At 59.1% G+C, this 12855-nt stretch carries 9 protein-coding genes, 1 rRNA gene and 1 riboswitch; of the genes, 7 read left to right on the top strand and 3 right to left on the bottom strand.

Annotation, left to right across the window (positions count from 1 at the left end; translation table 11 throughout):
- Positions 1-37: 37 nt before the first annotated feature.
- On the bottom strand, positions 38-910 hold the full coding sequence (locus tag G3578_RS19975; protein WP_165215448.1) for a LysR substrate-binding domain-containing protein: 873 nt from the start codon (positions 908-910) through the stop codon (positions 38-40).
- Between the two features lie 138 nt (positions 911-1048).
- Here G3578_RS19975 and G3578_RS19970 point away from each other — a divergent pair, with 138 nt between their 5' ends.
- Entirely contained in the window at positions 1049-2347 is a 1299-nt protein-coding gene (locus G3578_RS19970; protein WP_165215445.1) for a solute carrier family 23 protein, read from the top strand.
- A gap of 371 nt (positions 2348-2718) precedes the next feature.
- Here G3578_RS19970 and fosB read toward each other — a convergent pair whose 3' ends face one another.
- Entirely contained in the window at positions 2719-3141 is a 423-nt protein-coding gene (fosB, locus tag G3578_RS19965) for a metallothiol transferase FosB (protein ID WP_165215442.1), read from the bottom strand.
- A 401-nt stretch (positions 3142-3542) separates the two neighbouring features.
- A riboswitch (SAM riboswitch) is annotated at positions 3543-3668 on the top strand.
- 84 nt (positions 3669-3752) lie between these two features.
- Here fosB and G3578_RS19960 point away from each other — a divergent pair.
- The 5 genes from G3578_RS19960 (at position 3753) to G3578_RS19940 (ending at position 11730) form a co-directional block, all read left to right on the top strand.
- The gene (locus G3578_RS19960) at positions 3753-4907 is read left to right on the top strand and encodes a sugar ABC transporter substrate-binding protein (RefSeq protein WP_165215439.1); all 1155 of its coding nucleotides are present in this window, start codon (positions 3753-3755) and stop codon (positions 4905-4907) included.
- A 15-nt stretch (positions 4908-4922) separates the two neighbouring features.
- Positions 4923-6455, top strand: a complete 1533-nt coding sequence (locus tag G3578_RS19955; protein ID WP_165215437.1) for a sugar ABC transporter ATP-binding protein — start codon at positions 4923-4925, stop codon at positions 6453-6455.
- Positions 6456-6510: 55 nt separating this feature from the next.
- Positions 6511-7485 carry an ABC transporter permease gene (locus G3578_RS19950; RefSeq protein WP_241254733.1) on the top strand — a complete coding sequence of 325 codons (975 nt, stop codon included), beginning with the start codon at positions 6511-6513 and terminating at the stop codon, positions 7483-7485.
- Between the two features lie 371 nt (positions 7486-7856).
- Positions 7857-9608, top strand: coding sequence for an ABC transporter ATP-binding protein (locus G3578_RS19945; protein ID WP_165215431.1), 1752 nt, complete (start codon positions 7857-7859; stop codon positions 9606-9608).
- A gap of 13 nt (positions 9609-9621) precedes the next feature.
- Positions 9622-11730, top strand: coding sequence for an ABC transporter ATP-binding protein (locus G3578_RS19940; protein WP_481752759.1), 2109 nt, complete (start codon positions 9622-9624; stop codon positions 11728-11730).
- Between the two features lie 124 nt (positions 11731-11854).
- Here the strand turns inward: G3578_RS19940 and G3578_RS19935 are convergent, their stop codons facing one another.
- Complete coding sequence (locus G3578_RS19935) at positions 11855-12376, bottom strand: cysteine dioxygenase (RefSeq protein WP_165215429.1); 522 nt, start codon at positions 12374-12376, stop codon at positions 11855-11857.
- A 388-nt stretch (positions 12377-12764) separates the two neighbouring features.
- On the opposite strand from G3578_RS19935, the gene G3578_RS19930 reads away from it, so the two are divergent.
- Positions 12765-12855: ribosomal RNA gene (locus G3578_RS19930) — 16S ribosomal RNA — on the top strand; the annotation flags it as partial.

The raw sequence follows: 12855 nt of genomic DNA, 5'->3' as shown, positions 1-12855 counted from the left end.
GGATGGTGGGCAGGGACGCGCCGGGCGGGGGGATCCGCTAAGCGGAGAACATGTCGATAAACCGGCGGGCGGCCTTGGAGAGATGGCGGTCCTTCAGCCAGACGATGGCGGCCGACGAGGTGATGGAGGTCCCGGTAATCTGCAGGCAGCGAACGGCGTCGCTCGCCTGCGCCAGCGAAGCGGAACGGGGAACAATCGCGGCCGCCACTCCCGCCCCTACCATGCTGACGGTCAGCGAGATGTCGGGACATTCACAGATGACCTGCGGCGTTACTCCCAGGCGGGCAAATTCCTTCACCAGCATGTCGTAGATTCCTAAACCGGTGGTGCTCGGCATGATCAGCGGGTGCAGCGCCACGTCCTTCATCGCGATGGCGGTTTTGGCGGCGAGCGGAGAGGAGGCGGGCACCATCAGGACGAAAGGCTCCTCTTCCAGCGGAATGGTGGTGCAGTTGGCGAGGGAATGGGGGAGTCGGACAATGGCCACTTCGATCGTCCGACGCTCCAGCCATTCGCTCAAGAGCCGGGTGTCGCCTTTCCATACCTTGTAGGTGATCAGCGGGTAGCGCTGCTGAAACTGGCGGATCTGTTCCGGCAGGCTGTAGGCGGACAAGGCGCTGACGCCGATGGAGAGCGTCCCCCGCACCCCTTCCCCGGTTTCCTTCACTTCCGCAATCGCCTCATCCAGCTGATGGATGAGGTTGAGCGCCTGTTTGTACAGGGTGGCCCCCGCCTCGGTCAGCATCATTTTTCTTCCGACCCGCTCCATCAGGGTGACGCCCAGTTCCTCTTCCATCTGGCGCAGCTGCTGGCTCAGCGGGGGCTGGGCCATTTTCAGGCGTTTGGCTGCCCCGGTGATCTGTCCTTCTTCGGCGATCGCCACAAAGTAGCGCAGTTGACGGATGTCCACAGCCATGCTCCTTTCTTTCCATATGAAAAACGTATGGAAAACAGATTTCCTTAATATTTTTCCTATCATTCCTGCTATGATAGCATAATTTCCTGGAGTCAGCATGAAAGAGCAGAAGAGGAAAGAAGGGAGATTTGCGTGCGGAACTGGTTGGATCGTGTATTTCGGCTGCGTGCGAACGGGACGACGGTGGGGCGGGAGATGCTCGCCGGTTTCATCGGCTTTGTTACCGTGGTATATATCGTGGCGGTCAATGCCGCCATTCTGCAGGATGCGGGGATTCCGCTGGAGGCGGGGATTCTGGCAACCGTCCTGAGCGCATTCGCCGGTGGCCTGATGATGGCGTTCTGGGCCAATGCGCCGGTGATTCTGGTGCCGGGGATGGGGATCAACGCGCTTTTTACCTATACGCTGTGCCAATCGTTGGGGTTATCCTGGCAGGAGGGCCTGGGCGCCGTCCTGCTGTCGGGGGTGATCTTTGCCCTGATCGCCTTCACGCGGGCGGCGGACATGCTCTCGGAAGCGATTCCCGCTTCCCTGAAAGAAGCGATTACTGTGGGCATCGGGCTGTTTCTTACGTTTATCGGGCTGCAAAAAGGAGGGCTGATTGTCGCCAATCCCGCCACGTTTGTGGCCTTGGGGGATCTGACCAGCGCCAAGGTCGTCGTCACGCTGGTTACGCTCCTGTTGACGCTGCTGCTGTTTATCCGCAACGTGCCCGGTAATTTTTTGCTGGGGATCGCCGGCGGGACCGTGCTCGGCTGGGGGATGGGCCTGGTTCATCCGGAAAGCGGACAGATCGGGAGCTTGTCGCTGGACGCCTACGCTTCGGTGATTGGCGGGTTTTCTGCGGCGGGGCTGGGAACCCTGCCGTTTTGGATCGCCACGTTTTCGCTGGCCATGGTGATCGTCTTTGAAAACATCGGCTTGATTCACGGCCACATGGGGATGCTGGGGACGCCGGAGAAGACGCGGCGGGCGCTGCAGGCCACCGCCCTTTCCGCTGCCGTCTCCGGTGTGCTCGGGACAAGCCCGACCGTCGCATCCGTGGAAAGCGCGGCCGGGATCGCGGCAGGGGGCCGCACGGGACTAACCGCGCTCGTCACCGGCGGGCTTCTGCTGCTGTCGCTGGCGGTGCTGCCTGTCGTCAAGCTGATTCCCGACAGCGCCGTTGCCCCGGTGCTGATGATCATCGGCGCCCTGATGCTGCAGAAGGTGGAAAACATCAATCTGCGCGATTTTTCCGAAGGGTTTCCCGCCTTCCTGATCATTGCGGTCATTCCGCTCTCCTACAGCATCGTGGATGGCATCGCGTTTGGCTTTGTCGCCTATCCGCTGCTGAAGCTCGCGCTGGGCAGGCGGAGGGAAGTGCCGGCGCTGTTGTACCTCATTGCCGGTCTGTTTCTGTTAAGCATGCTGCTGCCGGCGATGGCGTAAGGAAGAACCTCCTCTGCATGGGCAGGGGAGGTTTCAGTGTGCAGACAAAGTGGGTCGATCATGGGTAATGGTTCCTGCTCGCTCTCTTGCCGACCCACGAGGAAGTGGGGCGTGTCCGCTCCGAAACGCGACGCGGGCAGGGGGCTCAACATCTGGGCGTCTTAGCGAAGTGAGACTCACGCCCCCTGGGCCCCGCGTCTTTGTTTCTCCGCTGAGTCGGTCGTCAAAGGAGCTCGCCTGGCCCCATTCCTCCATGCCCCAAACAGAAGTTTGTCATCAGTCTGGAACCTCCTCACCATGGGCAGGGGAGGTTTTTGCATGGGGCAGGGGATGCTTTCCGGGTTCATTCCTGCGTGAGCTGCATCGATCCCCTATTCATAAAACGTCATGTGGGGTTTCGCATCCCGGTAATACGCCAGCCGGTCCGCCAGCGTGCCCGTGTGGAATTCGAACTTGTGCCCGTCGGGATCGGTGAAATAGACGGAGCGTTTATCCCGCTCATCCCTCTCCCGGCCGGGCAGGATGTTGACGCCGTGCTTGCGAAGATGCTCCACGATCCGGTCGAAATCCTGTTCATCTACACTGAAAGCGATATGGGTATAGGAGCGGTGGATCTCGTTGCGCGGAATCTCTTTCTCTTCGTTCAGCGCCAGCCAGATGCCGTTCAGATCAAAGTAGGCAAGGGAGCGGCCTTTTACCAGCAGACGGGCCTGAAAGACGTCCCGGTAGAAGGCGATCGACCGCTCCAGATCGGATACGGAAAACAGCAGGTGGTTGATGCCGGATATTTTCATGGGCGTTCTCCTTCCGTAAGGATGGGTCTTTCGTTAATCACGCGGCAGCCGCCTTTGTCCGGCAGCGAACGCAGGGCGGCGCAACCATTCGTCCGGGAGACCGAAACGCAACTTGGCGGCTTCATCGCCCGTCAGGTTGGTTTCTTCATGGAGGGCGAAAGCGCAGCGCGCCTCCCGTTCCAAAGGCCGAGCCGTTTCAGAAGTTCGATCAAGGGCATACCTTCTCCTTCTTAAAGGCAATATACTACGATAAAGCGGAGCAGGTAAGAATGCGGAAGGAGGAGACGGTGGCGCTGGCAGGCAGCAGCCGGAAAAAAATAGTTGACGAGGGTTCGAAACCTTTGTAATATTGTGATCAAACAAATGCAATGTTGAGTGAAATACTTGGAATTTAATACCTACTCTTATCCAGAGCAGGCTGAGGGACTGGCCCGATGAAGCCCGGCAACCGACCGACCCTTTGCGCGGACAGCGCGCATGGCGGCACGGTGCTAACTCCTGCAGGATTTATTCCTGAGAGATGAGAGGTAGCGTGTCAGCATATACCTCTTTCCTCAGGAAAGAGGTATAGCTTTTTTCCGGCATTTCACGACAACCAGGGGGGAAACCAGATGTTGAAACGAACAAGTCTAGTTATCGCTGCGGTTGCAGTGCTGCTTGCAGCCTGCACCAATGAACAGCCGCCTGCGCCGGGCGCGCAGCAGGCGGCCGCACAACCGGCCCAACAGCAGGGGACGGCTCCTGCATCCGGCACGGCCGCCCCGGCGGCGACCCAGGCGGCGGATGTGCAAATTCCGAGCGCTGTCGACAAAAAGCTGAAAATCGCGCTGGTCAGTGAATTTTCGATCGGGACGTTCTCTGCCCAGTACTTGCAGGGCGTGAAAGATCAGGTGGAGCGCTTCGGCGGCGAGCTGATCGTCTACAATGCGGACGGTGACCTGGCGAAAATGGCGGCCAATCTGGATACGGCCATCAACCAGAAAGTGGACGGCATCCTGATCAACCACGGCCGCGCGGAAGCCCTGCAGGCGGGTGTGCAGCGCGCCGTGCAGGCGGGCATCAAGGTCGTGGCGTTTGACAACGACCTGGATCAGGTGGACGGCGTCACGGTGATCGACCAGGATGACTACAGCCTGGCGTGGCAGGGACTGAAAAATCTGGCGCAGAGCATCGATGGCAAAGGAAACATCGTCTACATCTGGGTGGGCGGCTTCGCTCCGATGGAGAAGCGCAACCGGGTCTACAACATCTTCCTTCAGCGCTATCCCAACATCAAGGAAGTGGCCCGCTTCGGTTCCGCCACGCCGAATACGGCGCTGGACACGCAGGCGCAGATGGAAGCAATCCTGAAGAAATACCCGAACAAAGGGGATATCGCGGCGGTATGGGCGCCGTGGGATGAGTTCGCCAAAGGCGCGACCCGCGCGATCAAGGCGGCCGGCCGCACCGAGATCAAGGTGTTCGGGATTGACTTGTCCGATGAAGACCTGCAGATGATTCAGGAAAAAGACAGCCCGTGGAAAGCTTCGGCCGCGACGGATCCGGCCGATATCGGTCGTGTGCAGGCACGTTTCCTGTATCAAAAGATCGCGGGTGAACAGACGCCCAAATATTTCTCGCTTGATCCGCATCTCGTCTCCCGCGACAAACTGCCGGAAAAACCGGTGAACATGAGCGAGCTGGCCAATTACATCAACGGCTGGGGCAAAAGCGACGCGGCGGTATCGCCGTGGATGGCCGCGCTGGAGAGCAAGAACAAAAAGTAAACCGGAGGGAGTATCATGAGCGCCCCCGTATTGGACATGATACAAATCAGGAAACAGTATGGAGGAGTTGACGCCCTGCGCGGCGTCGACTTTTCTGTCAGAGGCGGCGAGGTGCACGCGATCCTCGGCGCGAACGGAGCGGGGAAAAGCACGCTGATGAAGATCCTCTCCGGTGCCGAGGAAGCGAGCGGGGGAACGATCTCCGTGAACGGGGAGCCGGTCCTGATCAGCAGCCCGCGCGACGCCAAGCGGGCCGGCATCCATCTGGTGCAGCAGGAGGTGGATACGGGGCTCGTTCCGTATTTGAGCGTGGCGGAAAATATCTGTCTCGACAGCCAGGCAGCCAGGGGGAATTTCTGGTTCTCCCCGCGCCAAAACGCCAGGGAAGCCGCCCGGGTGCTGGCGCGTTGCGGCTTCACGCTGCCGCTGCACGAAAAGGTGGAAAACCTGACCCTCGCCGAGAAACAGCTGGTGCTGATCGCCCGGGCCATGTCGCAGGAGGTGCGGTTCGTCATTTTTGACGAACCGACGGCGCCGCTCAGCCTGACGGAGACGGAAGCCCTGTTTGCCCTGATCGGACACCTGAAGGCGGCAGGCATCGGGATCGTCTACATTTCCCACCGGCTGCCCGAAGTGTTCCGCATTGCCGATCGGATCAGCGTCCTCCGGGACGGGCAAAAAGTGCTGGAGGGCGACACCTCCTCCCTGCGCATGGAACAGGTGGTGACGGCCATGCTGGGCAAAAGCTTTGACGAGGAGTTTCCCAAAGAAACAACCGTCATCGGCGACCTGTTGTACGAGGTGCGCGATTTGCGGGCGGGGCGCAAGGTGAAGCGGTTTGATGTGAAGCTGCATGCCGGCGAAGTGGTGGCGGTCGTCGGACTGGTGGGTGCCGGCAAGACGGAAGTATCCCGTCTGCTGTTCGGCGCTGACAGGCGGGAGAGCGGCCGGTTTTTCCTCGAGGGGAAAGAGATCCGCTGCCAGACGCCGCAGGAGGCTGTGGAGCAGGGCATCGTGCTGGTGCCGGAAGAGCGGCGGCTGCAGGGGATTCTGGTGGAGGAATCGGTGAAGGACAACCTGACGCTGGCCGATCTGCGCCGCTATACCGCCGGAGGATTTATCCGGGCGGGTGCAGAGCGCAGCGCGGCGGAGTCGCTGGTGAAACGGCTGGGAATCAAGACGGCGGGGCTGTGGCAGGCGGTCGGCCGGCTGTCCGGCGGCAACCAGCAGAAGGTGGCGATCGGCAAATGGCTGCTCACCGACGCGAAGGTTTATCTCTTCGACGAGCCGACAAAAGGCGTCGATGTCGGGGCAAAAAGCGATATTTTCCGGCTGATCAACAGGCTGGAGGCCGAGGGCAAAGGCGTCCTCTATTTTTCGAGCGAGATCGACGAAGCCATGGGGATAGCGGATCGGCTGGTGGTGATGGAGAACGGCCGCCTGGTGAAAGAATGGGTGCGGGCGGATTGGACGGAAGGCGGCGTCACCGCGGAGACCATCATGTATTATGCAAGCGGGGGTGGCAGTGTTGGAAGCGAATCTGCATAGAGAGAGGCTTGAGCCCGTTCAGGCAGGGGCGGAAGCCGTCAGCGAAAAGAGAAGCCTGCCGGGTGTGGTGCAGCGGTACGGATCGCTCCTGGCCATTGCGGCGGTGGTCGTCTTTTTCAGCATCGTAAACGAAAACTTTTTGAGCTATGACAATCTGGCGGACATTTTGCGCTCCATTTCGATTGTGACGCTGGTGGCGATCGGTGTGACGTTTTCCCTGATCGTCGGCGGCTTCGATCTGTCGGTCGGCTCCGCTGTCAGCGTCTCGACGGTGCTGTCCGCCTCGCTGATGGTGTGGTACCGTCAGGAGCTTTTGGTGGCGGTGCTGGTGCCGCTGCTGTTTGGGCTGGTGATCGGGCTGGTCAACTCGTTCTTGGTGGTGAAAGTGCGCATCCCGGATATTTTGGCCACCCTGGTGACGCTTTACATTTTTCAAGGCATTCATCTGAGCTATACGCACGGCTATTCCATTTACAACAACATGCCGCTGACCGACGGCAGCATCGCGCCGGGAATCATGATCCCATCCTTTCTGTACATCGGACAGGGCAAGCTGTGGGGGATTCCGGTTCCCGTGGTGATCATGGGGCTGGTGGTGATCGCGGTCCACATCTTTTTGAGCTATACCAAACACGGCCGGTTCCTGTATGTCACCGGCGGCAACAGCGAGGCTGCCCGCTTGTCCGGCATTCCGGTCAACCGCTACCGGACCCTCGCCTACCTGCTGTCCGCCTTTTTCGCCTCGCTGGGCGGCATCGTGCTGGCGGCCCGGATCGGCACGGGGCAGGTGATGGCCGGTTCGCCGCTGCTGATGGATGCGGTGGCGGCCTCCTTCATCGGCTTCTCCATCCTGGGACAGGGCAAGCCCAATGCGCTCGGCACCTTTTGCGGGGCCATCCTGATGGGGGTGCTGATGAACGGGCTGACGATGATGAACGTGCCGTACTATGCGCAGGATATCGTCAAGGGGGTCGTGCTGGCCGCCGCGCTCGCGGTCACCTATCTGCCGAAGCTGCGCAAGACGGCATAGAAGAGGGATAAGCGCTGATGAGAAGCGCTGCCCGGGGGACGCCCGGCGGCGAAATTCACCATTGTCCCGCGAAAATATGGTTGACACCTTCAGCCGTCCGTGTTACCTTACCTCTGTAACAAAAAATTTACATTATTGGAAAGGAGTGATCGATCATGGTGTTGATTGCCCGTCTTTTTGGAGCCCAACCAACTGGAATCCATCATGACGTGACCTCCTGTCCATACCGGAGAGGAAAACAGCTGTAGTGCGTTTTTTCCGGTTCATCTGGCGCAGGTCACGCACCCTCGTGACATGCGCTTTTCCTGCGTAGACGACAAAGCACATCGCTCACGAGCGGTGTGCTTTTTTTACGGAGAGGAGGGAAGTTCATGCTTGCGGTCTTGACGAAGCTGGGATGGTTTTTCAAGCAGGAATGGAAGCGGTATACGCTCGCCGTGTCGCTGCTTGTGTTGGCCGGTTTTCTGGAAGTGATCCCCCCGATGCTGGTCGGCCGCTCGATCGATGCCATTCAGCTGGGAACGTGGACGTGGAGCGCCCTGGCGCAGACGCTGCTGCTGCTGGTCGGCATCACGGCGGCCATTTACCTCATGACCTTCGTCTGGCTTTATCAGCTGTTCGGGGGGGCGTTCGTGGTTGAGCGGCTGATGCGGTCGCAGCTGATGCGCCATTTTCTCTCGATGACCCCTCCCTTTTTTGAACGCTACCGCACCGGGGATCTGATGGCCCGCGCGACAAACGATCTGCAGGCGGTCTCCCAAACGGCGGGCCTGGGGATCTTGACGTTTGTGGACTCCACCGTCTGGATGGCGACGCTGCTGCTGACGATGGTCGCCTTCATCTCCTGGAAGCTGACGCTGGCCGCGATTCTGCCGCTGCCGATCATGGCGGTCCTGATGAAAGTGTACGGCAAATGGATTCATGCGCGGTTTACCGCGGCGCAGGACGCATTCGGCGCGATGAATGACGGGGTGCTGGAAACGATTTCGGGCATCCGCGTCATCCGGGCGTTTGTGCGGGAGCGGGCGGCGGAGAAGCATTTTGCCGACGTCACCCAGGACGTGCTCGACAAAAACCTGGCCGTGGTCCGCATCGACTCCCTGTTTGAGCCGACGATCAAAATCCTGGTTGGTGCCAGCTACCTCATCGGACTGGGATACGGCGCCCATCTCGTCTTTCACAACGAACTGACCATCGGCGGCCTGGTGTCGTTCAACGTGTATCTGGGGATGCTCATCTGGCCGATGTTCGCGATCGGGGAACTGATCAACGTGATGCAGCGGGGCAATGCCTCTCTCGACCGGGTCCAGGAGATCCTGAGGGTGAAACCGGACGTTCCCGAACCGGCGGAAACGATTCCGCTGGAGCATCCCGGACGGATTGCCTTCAGCCGGGTGACGTTCCGCTATCCCCTGTCTTCCCGCCCCAATTTGCAGGAGATCACCTTTACCCTGGAGAAGGGGCAGACCCTGGGGATCGTGGGCCGCACCGGCAGCGGCAAAACAACGCTCATCAAGCAGCTGCTGCGGGAATATCCGCCGGGGAAAGGGGCCATCACCATCTCCGGCGTTCCGATCGACCGGATTGACATGGACCGGCTGAAATCGTGGTACGGCTATGTTCCCCAGGAACAGTTCCTGTTCTCGCGATCGGTCCGAAACAATATCCTGTTCGGCAGCGGCGAGGCGTCGGAGGAGCAGCTGGATCAAGCGATCGCGGCGGCGGCCTTCAAGAAAGACGTGAAGGATTTGCCGAACGGGCTGGAAACGCTGGTCGGCGAAAAAGGCGTTGCGCTCTCGGGCGGCCAGAAGCAGCGTGTGGCTATTGCGCGCGCTCTCCTGGCCGATCCGGAGATTCTGATCCTCGACGATGCGATGTCGGCGGTGGACGCCCGCACGGAAGCGGAGATCGTCGCCAACATCCGCCAAGCGCGCGCCGGCAAAACGACCATTATCACGGCGCACCGACTTTCCGCCATTCAGCATGCCGATCTCATCCTGGTGCTTGACGAGGGGCGCATTGTGGAGCAGGGCACGCACGATCAGCTGATGGAACGGGGCGGATGGTACAGGAAACAGTACGAGCGTCAGCAAATCGAAGAAAACGGAAGCGGGAGCGGGTGAATCCGGCGTGGACTTGGAACGGGAATACGATCAGGGGGAATTTGTCGGGGCCAGGGGGAGCATTGCCCAAACAGGCAGGCGGCTTTTGACCTACGCCCTGCAGGTAAAAAAACAGCTGGCCTTGGCGCTTCTGATGCTTGCCGTTGCCGTGGGTACGGATTTGGCCGGGCCCCTGATCGCCAAACGGATGATCGATGTGCATATTTCCGGCATCGAGATGCCCTGGCACGAGACGGCTGAGGAAGGGCCGTACACGGTCTCGTATGGCGGCAAGCGGTACAAACGGGCCGACCATTTTGCGGCAGGCGAACCTCGCGGGGCGGAAGTGCGGGTGCTGCAGGTGAAGCAGGCGTTTTATTTCGTGGGAGAGCCCGTCTCTTTCGACGGCGAACGGACGATAACCGGAGAGGGGAGCCTCGCGATTTCCAGGGGTTCCCGGACGATTACGTATCAGGCGCGCATGCTGACCACGGAGGAGTTGTTCCGCTTTTTCCGCCCGGAAATGAGCGGGGTGCTGCAGTTGTGCTGGGCGTATTTCGGGCTGCTTGCGGTATCGGCGCTGTTCAGTTACGGGCAGCGATACTGCCTGCAAGCCTCCGCCAACCGGATCATTCGACACATGCGCATGGACGTCTTCCGCCAGATCAACCGCCTGCCGATTCGCTACTTTGACAACCTGCCAGCCGGGAAGGTGGTATCGCGGATCACCAACGATACGGAATCGATCCGGGAGCTGTATGTCACGGTGCTGGCCAACTTCTTTTCGGGTGCCATATATATGCTGGGGATCCTGGGGGCGCTCTTTCTGCTTGACGTCCGGCTGGCGGCCATTTGCCTGTTCATCATTCCCGTGCTGGCGGCATGGATGGCGATCTACCGGAAATGGGCCAGACGTTACAACCGCGTGATCCGGTCTGCCGTCAGCGAAATCAACGGCATGCTCAATGAATCCATCCAGGGGATCTCCGTCATCAAGGCGTTCCGCCGGGAGAAAAAAACGGCGCAGGAGTTCGAGGAGGTCAACACCCGACATTTCACGTACCGGAGCAAGCTGCTCCGGTTAAATTCCCTGACCGGCCACAATCTGGTCGGGGTGATCCGAAACATGGCTTTCGTGGCGGTGATTTGGTATTTTGGCGGGGTTTCCCTGGGGAACGGGCAGGGGGCCATCTCCCTCGGCGTGCTGTACGCGTTTGTCGATTATTTGAACCGGCTGTTCCAGCCGATCGTGAATATCGTGAATCAGCTGCCCAACCTGGAGACGGCGCTGGTATCCGCCGAACGGGTATTCGCGCTGCTCGACGAAGAGGGGGAAGACGTATCGGACCGCAAAATGGCCCGTTTTCGCGGCGACGTGGCGTTTGAAGACGTATGGTTCGCCTACAAGGGTGAAGAGTATGTGATCAAGGGCATCTCCTTTGAGGCGAAGCAGGGACAGACGGTGGCGCTCGTCGGGCATACCGGTTCCGGCAAAAGCTCCATCATCAATTTGCTGTTCCGCTTTTATGACGTCAGCCGCGGACGCATTATCATCGACGGCATTGATATCCGGGATCTTCCCCGGCAGACACTGCGGGAGCACATGGGGATTGTGCTGCAGGACCCGTTCCTGTTCACCGGCACGATTGCGTCCAACGTATCCCTGGGCAATCCTGCGATCTCTCGTGAACGGGTGGAGCAGGTGCTGGCCGACCTGGGGGCGGATCGCGTGCTGCAGAATCTCTCCCGGGGCATCGACGAGCCGGTTCTCGAAAAAGGAAGCACCCTGTCGGCCGGGCAGCGGCAGCTTATTTCGTTTGCGCGTGCGCTCGCGTACGATCCCGCTGTCCTGATTCTGGACGAAGCCACCTCCAACATTGACACGGAGACGGAGGCGATCATCCAGGACGCGCTGGAAGTGGTGAAGAAAGGACGCACGACGTTTATCATCGCCCATCGGTTGTCGACGATCAAGAATGCCGATCTGATCCTGGTGCTGGACCGTGGTGAAATCGTGGAGAGCGGAGACCACGACGCGTTGATGAGGCGGGGCGGCCGGTATTATCACATGTATCAGCTGCAGCAGAGCGAACATGCGCCTGTCGCCGCAGAGGAGGGCGAGCTGTTTTCAGAGCATCGGTAGCGGAGGTCTGATGACAAACGTCTGTGTAAGGCATGGAGGAATGGGGCCAAGCGAACTCCTTTGCCCATGCGAAAAAAAGACTTTGTCTGCACACGGAGGGGCTCCTTTTGCAAGGAAGCCCCTTTTACCTGTTGGAATGCTCGCGAGTCCGTGAGCGGGCGGCCGGATCTTCAGCCTCCCCATCCGTCTGGCAAACGTTCGAAAGGGAAAGGGGAGGAGCGTACACGTTTATCGTCACAACCCGTTTGTCTGTATGGTTGGCGATGCTGTGAAGCTCCTGCGGATCTACCGAGCAATGCTGGCCCGGGTGGACAAGTTCGATTTTTTTCAATACCGGCCTGCTGCCTGAAGAAAGGGTGTAGGTCGCATGTGTCAGCTTCCCTTCCACAACCCGTTCACAGGCTGCCGAACCGCCGTGATCGTGGATGGGAGACTGGGTAAAGGGCGGCAGATGAATGACGACCACCTCCACATGCTCGTTTCGGAAAACGGTATTTCTGCCATACGGAAGGGTTTCCGGCTCTGTCACATATGGCGCAATCTCCGTGATGGTAAACGGTAAGGATTGAAGGGCGTTCCACAACGCTTCCTTTGCCGGTTGCACCATGTCCTGAAATGCTGCCTCAATCTTTCTCCGTACATCCAAGCGAATCTCCTCCCAAGAAATGAAGATGACATTGAGCATCTGCTATATCCTATGGAGGATGACAGGGAGGGTGTTTGACCATTGACAGCCATTGTGCTTTTTGCTGCACGTGAAAAATCAATTGCATTTGGAAAAAATTACGGGTTGCACAGGAGCGGCAGGCATGCTAATATACTTTTTGTCGCTCCGAGAGCGGCCGGCAGAAATGCAGAGAAAAAATTATAAAATACCTCTTGATTTTTAGATCGAAAGGTAGTATAGTACTGAATTGTCGCCGCTGTGTTTAGCGGCAGCGAAAAACGAATGCTCTTTGAAAACTGAACAGCGAACGCGTGAAGCGAGCCAAGTCATTTTTTTGAGAATGAAGCTTTGATCAATATCTTTCGATTTATTGGAGAGTTTGATCCTGGCTCAGGACGAACGCTGGCGGCGTGCCTAATACATGCAAGTCGAGCGGGGGCCTTCGGGCCCCAGCGGCG

Source organism: Brevibacillus sp. SYP-B805 (genome assembly GCF_011059135.1).
Lineage (GTDB): Bacteria > Bacillota > Bacilli > Brevibacillales > Brevibacillaceae > Brevibacillus_F.
The sequence above is the reverse complement of the archived record's forward strand: the minus strand, read 5'-3'. Positions and strand labels throughout refer to the sequence as shown.

Coding starts and splice junctions, on each gene's coding strand:
- fosB (WP_165215442.1), bottom strand. CDS start 3,141: ATGAAAATATCCGGCATCAACCACCTGCTGTTTTCCGTATCCGATCTG.
- G3578_RS19960 (WP_165215439.1), top strand. CDS start 3,753: ATGTTGAAACGAACAAGTCTAGTTATCGCTGCGGTTGCAGTGCTGCTT.
- G3578_RS19955 (WP_165215437.1), top strand. CDS start 4,923: ATGAGCGCCCCCGTATTGGACATGATACAAATCAGGAAACAGTATGGA.
- G3578_RS19945 (WP_165215431.1), top strand. CDS start 7,857: ATGCTTGCGGTCTTGACGAAGCTGGGATGGTTTTTCAAGCAGGAATGG.